We start from the raw sequence: 15,573 nt of genomic DNA, 5'->3' as shown, positions 1-15,573 counted from the left end.
GGCATTCCAGGACAGATCCATGCCTCTCGACCTTCTCATCTGCGACTGCGACGGCGTGCTCGTCGACAGCGAAGTCCTCGCCTGCCGCGTCGACGCGGAAGAGCTCGCCCGGCGCGGCTTCGGCGGCTACCCGCTGGAGGCGGTGCTGCGGCGCTTCGCCGGCATCGCGCAGGCCGACGTCATCGCCACGGTCGAGCGCGAGACTGGCCGCAGCGTCGGCGCGGATTTTGCCGCGGCGGTGGCGCAGCGCGTCGAGACGCTGCTGCTCGAGGCGCTGCAGCCCCTGCCCGGCGCCGATGCCGTGCTCGCCGCCCTGCCGGTGCGCAAATGCGTCGCCTCGAGCAGCAGCCCGCGCAAGCTCGACCTGGCGCTGACCCGGACCGGCCTCAAGGCGCATTTCGGCGCGGACATCTACAGTGCCGCGCTGGTGGAGCGCGGCAAGCCGGCGCCCGACCTGTTCCTCTACGCCGCCGCCCGCCTCGGCGCGGCGCCCGAGCGCTGCTGCGTGGTCGAGGACAGCGCGGCCGGCGTGGCGGCCGCCCTCGCCGCCGGCATGCCGGTGATCGGCTTCACCGGCGGCTCCCACTGCCCGCCCGGCCACGCCGAGCGTCTTGCCGGGCTCGGCGCGAGCGTGATCGCGCGCCACTGGCGGGAGATCCCGGCCCTGCTCGCGGCATTCCCGGCGCTGCGGGCGTGAGCGGCCCGGTCAGCCGGCGCTCGCCAGCGCCCGGTCGACCGCGGCCAGGGCGTGCAGGGTGGTGGTGTCGAACAGCGGCACCGGGCTGTCCTCCTCGTGCACCAGCAGCATGATCTCGGTGCAGCCGAGGACGATCGCCTCGGCGCCGCGCGCCACCAGGCGCTCGATCACGGCGCGATAGGCCGCGCGCGAGGCCTCCAGCACCCGTCCCGCCACCAGCTCCTCGTAGATGACCCGATGCACCAGCGCCCGGTCCGCCGCTTCGGGCACCAGCACCTCCAGGCCGTGGCCGGCGAGGCGGCCTTTGTAGAAGTCCTGCTCCATGGTGAAGGCGGTGCCGAGCAGGCCCACCCGCCGCCGGCCGGCGGCCCGGACCGCCGCGGCCGTGGGGTCGGCGATGTGCAGCAGCGGAATGGCGACGGCGGCCGCGGCCTCTTCGGCCATCCGGTGCATGGTGTTGGTGCAGATCAGGAAGAAATCGGCGCCGCCGCGCTCCAGCTGCCGCGCCGCCTCGACCATCATCGCGGTGAGGCTCGCCCAGTCGCCGGCATGCTGCAGCCGCTCGACCGTGCCGAAATCGACGGAGACCATCAGGCTGCGGGCCGAATGCACGCCCCCGAGCCGCTCGCGCGCCGCCTGGTTGATGATGCGGTAATATTGCGCCGAACTCTCCCAGCTCATGCCGCCGATCAGGCCGATGGTCGCCTGGGTCATGTCGATGCCTCCGCTGTCCGCGACGGCACATATACGGGTCCGGACCTCGGTCTATCGAGGGTCTTGTGAACCAGAGAGGGGCAAGGCTGCTCGGCAGAAGCCGCACCTCTGATCCCAAATTCTCGATCCGCTCGCCCCCCGTCGGCTCTGCGGGCCTTGCACGCGGGAGTCCCAAAGACGGAAGGCCCGGGCGCCCCCAGGCGCCCAGGCCATCCCTCGCGGGTGATGCCGGTCTATTTCTTGTCCGCTCCGGCGGCCGCCTGCTCGATGAAGCTGGCGACGGCGCCGGGATTGGAGACGTAGACGGCGTGGCTGCCGGGCACTTCCACCGTGGTCGCTCCGGCCCGCTTGGCCATGGTGCGCTGCGCCGGCGGCGGGATCATGTGGTCGTCGGTGGCGACGAGGTACCAGCTCGGCTTTGACTTCCAGGCGGGAACTGTGACCTTGCCTTCGAGCGCCGCGATGCCCCAGGGCACCTGCGAATCCGCCATGAAGGCGGCGACCTCGGGGCGGACATCCGCGGCGAACGAGGCGGCGAACTTGGCCTTGTCCAGCATCAGGAAGCCGTCGACGGGCGGCAGGATCGGCGGCACCGGCGCGCCGGGCGGCGGATTGGCGATCAGGCTCGCCACCGATTCGCCGGCGTCGAGCGCGAAGGCGGTGATGTAGACGACGCCCGCCACCTTCGGGTCGGTGCCGGCCTCGGACACCACGGCGCCGCCATAGGAGTGGCCGACCAGGATGACCTTGCCGGGAGCCGCGGCGATGGCGCGCCGGGTCACGGCGACGTCGTCGGCGAGCGATGTCGTCGGGTTCTGGACGATGGTCACGTCGTAGCCGTCCTTCTTGAGGATCTGGTAGACGCCGTCCCATCCGGATCCGTCGACGAAGCCGCCATGCACGAGGACGACGGACTTCACCGGCTGGGCGTCCGCCGCCAGGCTTCCCAACGCGCTCACGCCAACGGCCAGGGCGGCGGAGGCGATCGTGGCTGCAACGTTCGACATGTGCGTTCTCCTTCTCGGGGCGCTTGCTGGTCTCAGAGCGCTGGTGACGAGGAGGACTATGCGGGAGAGCTGCCGCCCGCGCTTTGAGGCGGCTTTCACGGCGCCTTGAGTTTGCGTTGAGATCGCTTTGATTTTGCGTCCACGACGCGGCTACAGTGCCGGCCGTCGTGGACTCGCCGCGGTCTGGAGCGGGCAGCTTGCCGTATCTCTTCGAGGATTTTGCGTTGGACGGCGATCGGCGTGAACTGCGTCGCGGCGACGCGCTGGTTCCCGTCGAACCTCAGGTGTTCGACCTCCTGCAATATCTGATCCGCAATCGCGATCGGGTCGTCAGCAAGGACGACATGGTGGACGCGGTCTGGCAGGGGCGCATCGTCTCCGATGCGACGCTGAGCAGCCGCATCAACGCCGCCCGCAGCGCGTTGCGCGACAATGGCGAGGAGCAGCGCCTCATCCGCACCATCCAGCGCAAGGGCATCCGCTTCGTCGGCGCCGTGCAGGAAGAGAGCCGGGCCGAGGCGCCGGCGCCGGTGGAACCGGCCAAGCCCGGCCTGGGGCTCCCCGACCGTCCGTCGATCGCCGTGCTGCCGTTCGACAACATGAGCGGGGATCCCGAGCAGGACTACTTCGCCGACGGCATGGTCGAGGACATCATCACCGGCCTGTCGCGCATCCGCTGGCTGTTCGTCATCGCGCGCAATTCGAGCTTCACCTACAAGGGCCGCGCCGTGGACGTGAAGCAGGTCGGGCGCGAGCTCGGCGTGCGCTACGTGCTGGAAGGCAGCGTGCGCAAGGTGGGAAGCCGCGTGCGCATCACCGGCCAGCTCATCGAGGCGGAGGACGGCCGGCATCTGTGGGCGGAACGCTACGACCGCGACCTCACCGACATCTTCGCGGTGCAGGACGAGATCACCGTCAGCGTGGTGGCCGCCATCGAGCCCAATCTGCGCCGGGCCGAGATCGAACGCGTCAGGCGCAAGCGCCCCGACAATCTCGACGCCTACGACCTCCTGCTTCGCGCGCTGCCGGACGTCTACACCTTCATGCCGCAGGGCGCGGCCAAGGGCCTGCCGCTGCTCGAGCGGGCGCTCGCCACCGAGCCGAGCTACGCGCTCGCGCACGGCTTCGCCGCCTGGGCGCACCAGACCCTGTTCATACGCGCCGGCATGCATCCGGAGGATCGCACGCGGGCGATCCGCCACGCTCATGCGGCGATCGAGCACGGCTCGGGCGACGCGATGGCGCTGGCGCTCGCCGGCTTCACCATCGGCCTGGTGGAGCACGACCGCAGGCTGGCCGACGAGGCCTTCGAACAGGCCCTGGGGCTCAGCGCCTCCTGCGCCTTCGTCTATGCCTTCGGATGCGTGCCGGTGGCCTATGGCGGCGACGCGGCGCGGGCGATCGCCTGGGGCGAGCGGGCGATGCGCCTGAGCCCGCTCGATGCCATGAGCTGCATTCCGCAGGGCATCATCGGATTCGGCAATTTCCTGCTCGGCCGGCACGGGGACGCGGTCGCTGCCGGCCGGCGGGCGGTGGAGCTGAATCCGGGCTTCAGCATCCTGCATGGCTGGCTGGCGGCTCCGCTCGCCAGGCTCGGGCGGCTCGACGAGGCAAGGGCCGCGGCGGTGCGGATGCTGGCGCTCGACCCGCACTTCGCGGTCGGCCGCTGGTCCGCCGCCATCGGCATCGCGCCCGGGATCGCCGACGAGGTCGCCGACGCCATGCGGCTGGCGGGCCTGCCGGAATAGCCGGGCGCCCCGGCTTCGATTCGGGCGGCACGGGCTGCGCTGTGGTAGAGGTCGGGTGGGAGGGCCCGATGGACGAGAACGCGAAAGGCGCATTGGCACGTCTGGTGGCCGGCGAGCCGCTCAGCCCTGACGAGATCGAGGCCTATGCGGATTACGTGGAGCGCACGAAGGCCGAGGGGCGCTCGGACATTGCGCGCTGGTCCGGCGGCGCCGTCTTCGCGCCGGCATGGGACGAGCGCACGCGCAAGCTGGCCGCCCTGCTGCCGGAGAAGATCAAGACGGTGGTGGATTTCGGCTGCGGCACCATGGCGCTCAGAGACATGCTGCCGGCCGGCGTGCGCTATGTGCCTGTCGACATCGCTCCTCGCGGCCCGGACACCATCGTCCTCGACCTCAACGCGCCGACGCTTCCGGCGCTGCCGGCCGGCGACGTCGGCTTCTTCAGCGGCTCGCTCGAATACGTGATCGACCTGCGCCGGCTGATCGCCGTGCTGTTGCGAACCTACCGGCACATCATTTGCAGCTATGCCGCGACCAACAACGCGCCGGATCAGATCCGGCAGCGCCGCCGTGGCGGCTGGGTGAACGACCTCAAGGTGTCCGAGTTCGTCGCGCTCTTCGAGGACGCGGGTTATCTGCCTCAGGAGATGCGGAACCACGCTCCGCACCGCTTGTTCCATTTCTTCCGAAGGTCTGTAAAGGCGCCAAGTTGAGCCCCGCCGTCTGTCCCCGGAGTGCGACAATGTTTACCGACGCGGGCGTCTATCAGAACAAGGTCGCGTATCGACAGATCGATCTGTCCGGCCGTTACTTCGTCGATTATGTGCCGGGCAATGAAACTCTGGTGATCACGTTCTATCCGGTCGGATTCGTCAACGAGCGGGCGATGCGCGAGGCCGAGCCGTGGGGCCTCAGATTTCTCTCGCGGTACGGCACCTCGATACTCGGCGTCAAGCCGGCGAAAGCCGATTGGTATCGTGGTGCGGATCTGCATCGCTTCTTCAGGTCCGACGAGTTCGCCGACTTTGCGAAGGGCTTTGACCGGGTCATCCTTTATGGGGGGTCCATGGGGGCTTTCGCCGCCCTCGTCTTTTCCCAGGCTGTCGCGAACGCGGAGGTCATCGCGCTGAGCCCTCAGTCCACCCTCGATCCGGCCCTGGTGCCATGGGACCAGCGGTTCCCCGATGCGGCGAGCTTGGATTGGACGGGCGATTTCGCCGATGCGGCGGCACTCAGGCATGTGCAGAAGCTGCATATCGCGTTCGATCCGCTCGATCCATGTGACCGGCGGCACGCCGCCCGGATTCCGAGCGAGAACCGCATAGATATCCTGCTTCCGTTCCTCGGGCACGCAAGTCCGGTCTGGCTCACCAAGCTCGGCCTGCTGCAAGACCTGGTCGGGCAGATTCTCGCCAGGACCTTCGATCAAGCGGCGTTCCGCCAGCTGCTCAAGAGGCGTCGCGAACTTGCCCAGTACTTCATCGAAATGTCGCGGAGGGCGGGCACGCGCCGTCCGGACCTGCGCAGGATCGCCCTCGAGAAGGCCGAGACGCTTGCAGCAACGGACATGAGCGCCCTGCCTTCCATCGCGCAGATGCATGTCGATGAGGGAAGGCCGGACCAGGCGGAGGCGGTGCTGCACAGGTTCATCGAGATGAAGCCGGACCTGCCGCAGGGCCATTATCAACTGGCTCGCCTCTTGAAGCAGCAGGGGAGATTTGACGAGGCTGCCAGCTTCGGGGAAAGGGCGCTTTCGCTCAACCCGAAGAATCGATTCTACCAGGAATGGCTGGTCGATCTTGCGAGCGCCCGCGGCCGTTGACCGTCTCGGCGACGACGCGCCGAGAGCTGGTGCCATTCAGGCCGTCAGAGGCGGACGGCCGCCTGGACGATCTGCTCGGTGACGGGCAGAATACGAGAGTTCATCGCCGCCGGCCCTTGCGGTGGAAGGTCCCCTCCCCCGGCGGCATAGTGGCAACGAATCGGCGCGCCGGTGCACCCGAGAATCGCCCATCTCGGCCGGCAAGGCCATCGCCAGGATCGGGGTCGCGTTCGATGACCGAGCAGCAGCAACAGCGATGGGCCGTCTTCGGACCCCTGGACGAACTGCTGCTCGCCGGCGAGTTTCCGGACGAGGCTGCGGTCTGGCGCGCCTATCTCGGGCGCAGCAATTCCGATGAGGAGGTCGAGCACGCCAAGGCTTTGGGTCTGCGAGCCGCGGCGATCATCGTCCGCGAGGTCGATCCGAAGCCTGAGCGCTGATCGCCGCGCCGGATGACGGCCGCAACCCTGCCGTGCTAGCCTTCCGGCGGGGTCTGAGGTCTGGGGCGCATGAGAACAATCGTTCTGATTGGCAACTGCCAGGCGCAGGCAGTCGTCGAACGGCTCCGGCGGGCATACGCAGAGATCGAGGACGTCAACCTGCGGTGGGTTCCCAGTTATCGGGAGGTCACCCCCGAGTTCGTCGAGATGATCAATTCCGCCTGGCTGGTCTGCGATCAGATGGGCGACTTCAGGCAGCGCGCGCTCGACAGCGTCCACCTCGGCGAAAGGCCGATCGCCTATTTCCCGGTCCTTTCCCTTTCAGCGCTTTGGCCGGCCTCCACCCGGCCCCATCCCCACCACCGGCCGACGCCCGACTTCCCGCTCGGCATGTTTCCCGGCATGCAATATTGCGACGAGAAGGCCAACGAGATCATCCGCACCGTCGCTGATCCGCAGGAGGCGTTCGAGACATACATGTCGCTGAACTTCGCGACGGCCTTCAGGCTGGAGCGCCTTCTCGACATGAACAGGACAAAGTTGAAGAACCTGGGCGAGAAGACCGGGTTCGATGCCTGGAGCCTCTACGAGGCCAACCTGCAGCACCGCCGGCTTCATCACACCAATCTGCACCCGACGAACTTTGTCTTGGATGCGGTCACCGATTACCTGATCGAGCGCATCGACCTTCCGACCGTTGCGCGCGAGCGCTGGGTCTTCGATCGAGAGGAATTCTGCAGGAACGAGGTCATGATCGGAGGGACGGGCATGACCGGTTCCTACTGGCAAATGCCGATTCATCCGGATGTGAAGGCTTGCTTCGGCCTCGACTGGTACGACGACATCAACCTGTTCCGTTTCGAAGGCGACGTTTCGTTCCGCGACTACATGCGGCGATATTTGACGCTGGCGCTGAACGTCGACCTGCAAGCCGGAGCGAACACTATCGCGCAGCACAACTTCGATATCGGCATCGCGAAGCTCGAGCGAGGGCTGGCCGCGGCGCCGAATGCCTACCCTGCCTGGCATCTCCTGGGGATGGCGAACTGGTTCCTCGGCCGGCGCGACGAGGCGATCGCGGCCCTGGAGCGAGCCGCCGTCCTCAAGCCGGGCAATTCCACCTACGCCACGGTGCTGGAACGGGTCCGGGCCGGCGAAGCGCCACCGATCGGAATACCCGTCGGCGACGTCACATTCTCACCAGACGGAGCCCTCCCCCATGCCTGACCGGCACATCGAAGCCAAGGTCATCGCCGTCGTGCAGCGGACCTTTCAAGCGGAAGATCAGGCCATCACCAGCGAGACCGAGGCTGGCGACGTCGCAGGCTGGGATTCCGTCGCGCATTCCAACCTGATCATGGACATCGAGGATGAGCTCGGGGTGAGCCTCGACCTGAACGAGGTCTACGACTACCAGACCGTCGGCGACATCGTGGAAGGCGTCAGGAAGGCCGGCGGCGACAAGCCGTAGCCGGCTCGGCGTGGTGAGCTTCTCGACGATGTGACCGGTTCGCTTCCGCGAGCGCCCCCGGGGATGCCCCGAGCCACGACAAGAGGCGGGAAGGATCCGGCCGGACCCCTCGGCTATCGGATTGTCGGGAGGAAATTGGCGCGCCCGAAAGGATTCGAACCTCTGACCCTCAGATTCGTAGTCTGATGCTCTATCCAGCTGAGCTACGGGCGCGCGGCACGGCAGCGGTGACCCGCTCGTGCACCGGCGGCAGGCGAGCCGCCGCCGGAGGCGCACTGCTTAGGCGGACGAGCGCGGGAATGCAAGCGCTTTGCGTCGCGGGGCGCACAAAAAGCGCCCGGCGAATTGTATCTGATGTCACGCAGGAAAATCTTGCTTTCGCCATGAAGAGGCCCACCAGGTGCCGCAGCCCGGCGGGAAAACATCCGCGTTGCCTCGGCGCCCGGTTCCGCATCTGTCGGAAACCTCAGCCCCCCAGCCCCCCGGCTTATGCTGGACCGGGATGCCGAGGCGGCCTTCAAGGTTCAGCCCCAACGCCCTCTCGGGCCGGTCCTCCCAGGATCGGCCCCTTATTTTTTGTGTTCGGCGCCCGGTGCGAGGGCCCTTGCATCGGTCCGGGCGATTGTCCATCTGTCGCCTCGTCGCATCCGGGCGAGCGGCCTTTCCTCTCGGGAAGCGGACGCGCCCCACGAACAAGGGTTGGTCATGAGCGTTGAAAACCAGGCGCGGGCCGAGGAGAGCCGCGCTTTCGAGGCGGACGTCGCCAAGCTGCTGCACCTGATGGTGCATTCGGTCTATTCCGACAAGGATGTGTTTCTGCGGGAGCTGATCTCGAACGCCGCCGACGCCTGCGAGAAGCTGCGCTACGAGGCGATCGCCCGGCCGGAGCTCACCGGCGAGGATCCCAAGCCCCAGATCCGCATCGAGCTCGACAAGGACAAGGGCCTCGTCAGCATCGTCGACAACGGCATCGGCATGAGCCGCGACGAGATGGTCGACGCGCTCGGCACCATCGCCCGCTCCGGCACCAAGGCCTTCATGGAGCAGATCGAGGCGGCCAGGGCGGCGGAGGCCGAGGGCACCCAGCTGATCGGCCAGTTCGGCGTCGGCTTCTATTCCAGCTTCATGGTGGCGGACCGCGTCGACGTGGTCTCGCGCCGTGCCGGCACGGACGAGGCCACCCTGTGGAGCTCGGACGGCAAGGGCACCTATTCCATCGCGCCAGCCGCGCTCGAGGACGCGCCGGCGCGCGGCACGCGCGTGACGCTGCACCTGATGGACGATGCCAGGGACTATGCCGAGCGGTTCACTGTTCAGCGCATCGTCAAGGCCCAGTCCGGCCATGTGCCGGTGCCGATCGTGCTGGTCGAGGCGCCCGGTGCCGAGCCCGCCGAGATCGCCGACGGCGCGGCGCTGTGGACCCGTCCCAAGGCGGAGATCAAGCCGGAGGAGTATGCGGATTTCTACCGCAGCGTCGCCGGCCAGTTCGACGATCCGGCCCTGACCATCCATGTCCGCGCCGAGGGCCGGCAGGAATACACGCTCCTGGCCTTCGTCCCCGGCTCGCGCCCGCTCGACCTGTTCGAGCCGGCGCGCAAGGGCCGCATGAAGCTCTATGTGCGCCGGGTGCTGATCACCGACGAGGCGGAGATCCTGCCGGGCTATCTCCGGTTCGTGCGCGGCCTGATCGATTCGGCCGACCTGCCGCTCAACGTCTCGCGCGAGATGATCCAGGAGAGCCCGATCCTCGCCGCCATCCGCAAGGCGGTGACCGGCCGGGTGCTGAGCGAACTGGAGAAGCTCGCCGGCAGCGACGCCGCGGCCTACGAGAAGATCTGGGACAGCTTCGGCGCCGTGCTGAAGGAAGGCCTCTACGAGGATTTCGAGCGCCGCGACGCCCTGCTGGGGCTCGCCCGCTTCAAGACCACGGCGGCGAAGGGCGGCTGGCGCTCGCTCAAGGACTATGTCGCCGGCCATAGGGAGAACCAGACGGCGATCTACTATCTCGCCGGCGAGGACGCGGCGCGGCTCGACGCCTCGCCGCACCTGGAGGGCTTCCGGGCCCGCGGCATCGAGGTGCTGCTGCTCTCCGATCCCGTCGACAGCTTCTGGGTGACCTCGGCGCTCGGCTTCGACGGCAAGCCGTTCAAGTCGGTGACCCAGGGCGCGGCCGACCTGGCTGAGATTCCGCTGGTCGACAAGCCCGCCGAGGCGAGCCCCGAGACCACGGCCGCGGTGGCCGGCTTCATCGGCTTCGTCAAGCAGACGCTGGGCGAGGCGGTGGCGGATGTCCGCGCCTCCGAGCGCCTGACCGACAGCGCGGTCTGCCTGGTGGCGCCGGACCACGGTCCCGACCGGCGGCTGGAGAAGATCCTGGCCGGCGCCGGGCGGCTCGACGCGACGCAGAAGCCGGTGCTGGAGGTCAATCCGCGCCACGCCGTGGTGACGCGCCTCGCCGCGGCGCGCGAGGCGGGCGCCGAGCCGGCCTTCGTGGAGGATGCCGCCCGCCTGCTGTTCGACGAGGCCCGCATCCTCGACGGCGAGCCGCCGGTCGATCCCAGGGCCTTCGCCGAGCGCCTGGCCCGGGTGATGGCCAAGGGGCTGGGCTGACGGCCATTCCAGGCCCGGGCGGTGCCCGGGCACCGTCCACGCGGCGCCGGTCGAAGACCGGGGCCGATGACATGAGGCGGCGCGGCGGGCTCGCGGCCTGCCGCCTTCACCCTTTCCAGGAGAACAGACCGGCCTTGGCCGGCGGCGTGTCCTCGGTCATGCCGGGGTCGTCCGGCACCGGATGGGTGGCGGGGATCGGCGGCGGCACGGGCGCGGACTTGTCGCCGACCAGCGACAGCTTGACCGGCTCCGGCGCGGCGGGCTTCGGATCGGGCGCCGGTGCGGGCTCGGCCTTGTCCTCGTAGGCGATCATCTGCGCCGGCTCGTCGATATCGGCCAGCACGTCGTCGGCGGGGTCGACGAGCGGGCCGCCGATGCGTTCGACCGGCCGCTTCCATTCGAAGGCGTCGATACGCCCGGTGGCCGGCGACACCGGCAGCCAGACGTCGGAAACCATGCCGTCGGCGGTCCAGGCCGGGTCGCGCGGGGCGCGGACCGCGCGCGAGAGCCATTCGCGCACGCGGCCGGTGGCGCCGTTCTCGGCCTCCTCGATCTCGGCCATCAGCAGATAGACGCGCTCGGTGGCACCGCCGTTGAGCAGCGGCGCCAGCGCGCCGCGGGCGGCCGGGAACTCGCGGGCCGCCAGGGCGGCACGGCCGAGCGCCAGGGCGCTTTCGGGGTTGCCGGGCGCCTGCGCCGCCAGGGTCTGCACCCGGGCGAGCCGGTCGCGGGCGGAATCGCCGAGCCGCACGCTCATATAGGCGTCGGCGAGGTCCGGGTGCGGGCCGGCGCGCCAGGCCGTCTCCAGCACCTTCGACGCCTTGCGGATCTCGTTGCCGTCGGCGAGCAGGCGGGCCGCCAGCACCGCGGCGGGCACCAGGCCGGGCGCGAGCTTCAGGGCCTCCAGCGCTCCGGCCTTGGCGGCGGCGCGGTCGCGCTCCGCCGCGTCCAGGGCCCGGGCGGTGAGCAGCACGGCGCGCTGGCGCCGCGCCGTGTCCCTGTCGACGAGCCGGTGCTCGGCGTTGCGGGCGAGGGTCGCCAGGGCGCCGGTCCAATCCTTCTCGATCGACTGGAATTCCAGGAGCGCCGTGCCGGCCCAGGGCAGGGAGGGCGAGGCCTTCACCGCTTCGGCCGCCAGCAGCCGGGCGGCCTTGACGTCGCCGCGGCGCCGGGCCTCGATGAACAGGCCGCGCAGGCCGAGCGGCTTGGTCTCGGGGTCCTGCAGCATGGCGGTGAAGGCGGCCTCGGCCCCGGCCCGGTCGCCCGAGAGCTGCGCCGCCTGCGCCCGGAGCAGCAGGGCGAGCGGCTCGGTCCCGAGGATGCGCTCGGCTTCGATCGCCTGGCGCTGGGCCCGCCGCGTGTCGCCGGCGCCGACGGCGATCATGCCCTGCGTCACCGCGTTGAAGCCCTTGGAGCGCCGGCGCGTGCGCAGGAACAGGGAGAAGCTCTCCGGCGTGCGCAGCAGGGCGCGCAGCAGCGCGACCAGCACCATCAGCACCACGACCAGGATCAGCAGCGCCACCGCCGCAGCCATGACCGAGGTCTTGACGTGCCAGCCCTGCCAGGCGAGCACGATGTCGCCCGGCCGGTCGGCCAGCCAGCTCAGCCCCGCGGCGACCAGGGCGAGCAGCGCGATGAGAACGAGAACGCGGATCATCGGCGCCTCACTTGCCGGAGAGGGTCTTGAGCGCGGCTGCGCTCTGGCTGCGCACCAGCGCGTCGGCGTCGAGGCGGGCCTTGGCCTCGGTCGCCCAGGCGGCGCCGGCCGTGCGGGCAGCCTCGGGCATGGCCGCGAAGGCGTCGAGGGCGGCGGCGAGATCGCCGCGATGCAGGGCATCGGACACCGCCTTCACCGGTTGCGCCGCCGCGAGCGCGTCGGGCTGGTCGTCGCGCGTCACGCTCACGACGCTGCCGAAGCTCGTCCACAGACGGTCGAGCGCACTCGGCTCGGCTGCGGCCGGCGCCGAGGCCGGCTTGGGCGCGAGCGTGGAAACGAGGCTCGGCGCCAGCGCGTCGAAGGCTTGCGTCAGGCCGTCGAGCGAGGGGGCGCCGCGGTCGGCCAGCGGCGTCAGCGCATCTAGCGGCCTGGCGTCGCCGGCGAGCGCGCTCGCCGCCTGCAGCTCCGGCTCGAAGGGGCGGCCGGCCCGCAGCGCTTCGCCGAGCTGCGACAGGGCCACGAGATAGGCGGCAGACCGCTCGCGGCTGCCGGAGGCGGCCTGCTCGAGGGCGCCGAGGCGCTGCTGCACGACCTCGATCCCGGCCCTGGTCTGTGTCGCCGCGTCGGCCGCGGCGGTCACCTTCTGGCCGAGCGGGTCGACGGCGGCCCGCAGATCCGCGACGGCCTTGTCGGTGTCGTCGAGCCGCTTGCCGAGCGGCGCCAGGTCGACCGGCGTGCCGGAGGGCGCGGCCGCCGGGACGTTCGCGGCCGCGACCTTGGCCTCCTCGGCCAGGTTGATGGCGTTGCTGGCGCTGTCGGAGGCGCCCTTCACCGCCGTCTCCACCGCCGCCACCCGGCCGGCGGTGCGGTCGAGCGCCTGGCGGCCGGAAGCCAGCTCCTGCTCGATGGCGGCGAGGCGCGGGGCGAGCGTCTCGTCCTGCGGCGCGCCGCCACCCGGCACCAGCCCGGCGAACATGGCGGCCAGCACGAGCGCGCCGCCGACGACACCGCCGGCGAGGGCCGCCAGGGCGAGCGGCAGGCGGGAGGGCCTCGGCTGGCGCTCGGCGAAGACGTCGAGCGGCGGCACGCGCGGCGCCTCCGGCCCGGGCTTCGGCGGTTCCGGCGTTCCGGCGTCCGAGGCCGGCGTCTCCGGCGTCGACGTCCCGCGTGAGTCCTCGGCCCCCGCCCAGGGGCCTTGCCCGGGCGGTGTCGCCGCCTCGGCGGGCGCCGGGTCGGCAGGGCCCGCGGCCGCCGTCTCCGGCGCCGCGGCCGGTTCGTCCGTGGTCGGCGCGGGCTCGGACGCAACCTCCGTGGCCTGGAGGTCGATCACCGGCGATCCGGCGCCGGTCGGGCGGCGCGCCTTGCGCCCGGCGGCCTTGTCGTCGTCGTTCTCCATGCCGTCCTCGTCGTTGGAGTCCATGTCAGAGGCTGTCGCTCACGCCAGCAGCGCGAGCAGGGCATCTTCGTCGGGCCGCTCGGCGACAAGGATGCGACTCCCGCCCGCCGACCGCAACACCTCGCCGACCTTGGCCGAGAGGCAGAGATGCCGGAACGGCGCCGGGCCGAGCGGCATGTCGGCGCCGCAGCAGGCGACGAAGGCCTCGGCGGTGCGGGCGGAATAGTGCAGCACCGCGTCGATCGCCCCCTCCTGCAGCGCCTCGAGCGCCGCGTCGGAGAATCGCGTCGCCTTGACTGCGTCGTAGACGATGGCGGTGGTGACATCGTGGCCGAGCGGGCGCAGCGCCGCATCCGGGTCCGTGGTGCGGTCGGCGCCGGCGAGATAGAGCACGCGCTGCGGCCGGCGCCAGGCGACCGAGAGGTGGGCGACCAGGGCCGCAACGTCGCGGCCGTGCGATTCGGCGCCGGCAAAGCCGGCGGCCTGGGCCGCCATGGCCGTGCGCCGTCCGACGGCGACCAGCGGCAGGCCGAGCAGCGCCGCCGTCTCCGGCCGCCCCTCGATCGCGGCCAGGGCGTTGCCGCTGGTGACGATGACCGCGTCGAACGGTCCCGGCGGCAGCGGCTCGTCCCGAAAGGAGACGGTCAGCATCGGCTCGACCAGCGCCATATGCCCCATCGCCGCCAGCCGCCGGCACGTCGCCTGTGCCTCGGCGAGGGGACGCGTGATCAGGACGCGGCTCATCGGTGCGGGCCGGGGAGGCTTTGTGGCGTAAAAGGCACGAACGCGACGTTGATTGTTCCCCTCCCCCTTGTGGGGAGGGGTGAGGGGTGGGGGTCGTGCAGAACGAGCGGATTCCGGGGCCAAGGGCGTCTCTCGACGGACGTCGCACTTCGTCCTGCCGGACCCCCACCCCTCACCCCTCCCCACAAGGGGGAGGGAGGACGCAAGCGTCGAGCTTGGTCCGAGATCGGCGCGTCTCGCCCAGCCCGGCGCTCACGTGAAGCGGCCCCCCACCTCACACGGGCCCCCCGAAGAATGCCGGCCCGCCCCGCGCCCGCAGCTCTTCGCCGGCGGCGCGGCCGAGGGCATCCGCCTCGGCGGCCGGTCCCTCGCGCTCCGTCTCGTGGGCCTCGCTTCCGTCGGGCGTCAGGATCTGGCCGCGGAAGGCGACACGGCCGCCCTCGACCCGGGCATGGCCGGCGATCGGCGTGCGGCAGGAGCCGTCGAGCACGGCGAGGAAGGCGCGCTCGGCCCGCACGGCGATCTCCGTGTCGCGATGGCCGATCGCGGCCACCAGGCGCCGGGCCTCGGCATCGGCTTCCCGCGTCTCGAGGGCGATCGCCCCCTGCCCCACGGCCGGCAGGAAGGTCTCGACCGGCAGGATCTCGCTGGCATGACCCTCCAGGCCGAGGCGCTTCAGCCCGGCGAGCGCCAGCAGGGTCGCGTCGGCCGCGCCCTCGGCGATCTTGCGCAGCCGTGTCTCGACATTGCCGCGGAACAGCACCGGCCGCAGGTCCGGGCGCAGGCGCTTGAGCTGGGCCTGGCGGCGCAGCGAGGCGCTGCCGACCACGGCGCCGTGCGGCAGGTCCGCCAGCGTCGCGACGCCGGGCGCGATCAGGGCGTCGCGCGGGTCCTCGCGCTCGAGAAAGGCCGCTATGGCCAGGCCCGGCGGCAGGGTGGTCGCCATGTCCTTGGCGGAATGGGCGGCGATGTCGATGGCGCCTTCGAGCAGCGCCTGCTCCAGCTCCTTGGTGAACAGGCCCTTGCCGCCCGCCTCCGACAGCGGCCGGTCCTGGATGCGGTCGCCGGAGGTCTTGAACACGACGATGGCGAAGCGGCCGGGATCGACGCCATGCGCCGCGCCGAGCCGGCGGGCCGTCTCGTGGGCCTGCGCCAGGGCGAGGGGGCTGCCTCGGGTGCCGATGCGCAACAGGGTCTCAGATACCATATGCCGTTCCAGCCTGCGCCGGGTGCGGGCCGGGCGCCCGCACCCGGCAAATCCATCCGG

Annotated in this window: 14 protein-coding genes and 1 tRNA gene; 8 read left to right on the top strand and 7 right to left on the bottom strand. The window is 70.7% G+C overall.

Features of this window, described 5'->3' with window-relative positions; all coding sequences use genetic code 11:
• The first annotated feature begins 19 nt into the window (after positions 1-19).
• Positions 20-697 carry an HAD-IA family hydrolase gene (locus tag QO011_RS05070; RefSeq protein ID WP_307268508.1) on the top strand — a complete coding sequence of 226 codons (678 nt, stop codon included), beginning with the start codon at positions 20-22 and terminating at the stop codon, positions 695-697.
• Positions 698-706: 9 nt separating this feature from the next.
• On the opposite strand, the gene QO011_RS05065 is transcribed toward QO011_RS05070, so the two are convergent.
• Together QO011_RS05065 and QO011_RS05060 are read right to left on the bottom strand one after the other, a co-directional pair.
• On the bottom strand, positions 707-1,411 hold the full coding sequence (locus tag QO011_RS05065; protein ID WP_307268506.1) for an aspartate/glutamate racemase family protein: 705 nt from the start codon (positions 1,409-1,411) through the stop codon (positions 707-709).
• Positions 1,412-1,644: 233 nt separating this feature from the next.
• The gene (locus QO011_RS05060) at positions 1,645-2,418 is read right to left on the bottom strand and encodes an alpha/beta fold hydrolase (protein WP_307268503.1); all 774 of its coding nucleotides are present in this window, start codon (positions 2,416-2,418) and stop codon (positions 1,645-1,647) included.
• A gap of 197 nt (positions 2,419-2,615) precedes the next feature.
• On the opposite strand from QO011_RS05060, the gene QO011_RS05055 reads away from it, so the two are divergent.
• From QO011_RS05055 to QO011_RS05030, 6 genes are all read left to right on the top strand, one after another.
• Positions 2,616-4,166, top strand: a complete 1,551-nt coding sequence (locus QO011_RS05055; RefSeq protein WP_307268501.1) for a winged helix-turn-helix domain-containing tetratricopeptide repeat protein — start codon at positions 2,616-2,618, stop codon at positions 4,164-4,166.
• A 68-nt stretch (positions 4,167-4,234) separates the two neighbouring features.
• Positions 4,235-4,879, top strand: a complete 645-nt coding sequence (locus tag QO011_RS05050) for a class I SAM-dependent methyltransferase (RefSeq protein ID WP_307268500.1) — start codon at positions 4,235-4,237, stop codon at positions 4,877-4,879.
• Positions 4,880-4,908: 29 nt separating this feature from the next.
• Positions 4,909-5,988 carry a tetratricopeptide repeat protein gene (locus tag QO011_RS05045; RefSeq protein ID WP_307268498.1) on the top strand — a complete coding sequence of 360 codons (1,080 nt, stop codon included), beginning with the start codon at positions 4,909-4,911 and terminating at the stop codon, positions 5,986-5,988.
• A gap of 233 nt (positions 5,989-6,221) precedes the next feature.
• Positions 6,222-6,428: a hypothetical protein gene (locus QO011_RS05040; protein ID WP_307268497.1), complete on the top strand. Its 207-nt coding sequence runs from the start codon at positions 6,222-6,224 to the stop codon at positions 6,426-6,428.
• Between the two features lie 69 nt (positions 6,429-6,497).
• Positions 6,498-7,655 (top strand): WcbI family polysaccharide biosynthesis putative acetyltransferase, encoded by a 1,158-nt coding sequence (locus QO011_RS05035; RefSeq protein WP_307268495.1) that lies wholly within the window; start codon positions 6,498-6,500, stop codon positions 7,653-7,655.
• A complete protein-coding gene (locus tag QO011_RS05030) occupies positions 7,648-7,899 on the top strand; it encodes an acyl carrier protein (RefSeq protein WP_307268494.1) in 252 nt (83 codons plus the stop codon). Before QO011_RS05035 ends, QO011_RS05030 begins: the two co-directional genes overlap by 8 nt.
• A gap of 136 nt (positions 7,900-8,035) precedes the next feature.
• Here QO011_RS05030 and QO011_RS05025 read toward each other — a convergent pair.
• Positions 8,036-8,112 (bottom strand) — tRNA-Arg (locus QO011_RS05025).
• Positions 8,113-8,604: 492 nt separating this feature from the next.
• Here QO011_RS05025 and htpG point away from each other — a divergent pair.
• Positions 8,605-10,509, top strand: a complete 1,905-nt coding sequence (gene htpG / locus QO011_RS05020; RefSeq protein ID WP_307268492.1) for a molecular chaperone HtpG — start codon at positions 8,605-8,607, stop codon at positions 10,507-10,509.
• Positions 10,510-10,615: 106 nt separating this feature from the next.
• On the opposite strand, the gene QO011_RS05015 is transcribed toward htpG, so the two are convergent.
• The 4 genes from QO011_RS05015 to hemC form a co-directional block, all read right to left on the bottom strand.
• Positions 10,616-12,166 carry a heme biosynthesis protein HemY gene (locus QO011_RS05015; protein WP_307268491.1) on the bottom strand — a complete coding sequence of 517 codons (1,551 nt, stop codon included), beginning with the start codon at positions 12,164-12,166 and terminating at the stop codon, positions 10,616-10,618.
• Between the two features lie 7 nt (positions 12,167-12,173).
• Entirely contained in the window at positions 12,174-13,586 is a 1,413-nt protein-coding gene (locus QO011_RS05010; protein ID WP_307268489.1) for a COG4223 family protein, read from the bottom strand.
• 15 nt (positions 13,587-13,601) lie between these two features.
• On the bottom strand, positions 13,602-14,306 hold the full coding sequence (locus tag QO011_RS05005; RefSeq protein ID WP_307268485.1) for a uroporphyrinogen-III synthase: 705 nt from the start codon (positions 14,304-14,306) through the stop codon (positions 13,602-13,604).
• Positions 14,307-14,580: 274 nt separating this feature from the next.
• Positions 14,581-15,513 carry a hydroxymethylbilane synthase gene (gene hemC, locus QO011_RS05000; RefSeq protein WP_307268482.1) on the bottom strand — a complete coding sequence of 311 codons (933 nt, stop codon included), beginning with the start codon at positions 15,511-15,513 and terminating at the stop codon, positions 14,581-14,583.
• Positions 15,514-15,573 lie beyond the last annotated feature (60 nt).

This window comes from Labrys wisconsinensis (assembly GCF_030814995.1).
GTDB classification, from domain to species: domain Bacteria; phylum Pseudomonadota; class Alphaproteobacteria; order Rhizobiales; family Labraceae; genus Labrys; species Labrys wisconsinensis.
Note: the sequence above shows the minus strand (reverse complement) of the source record. Positions and strands in the feature narration are given on the sequence as shown.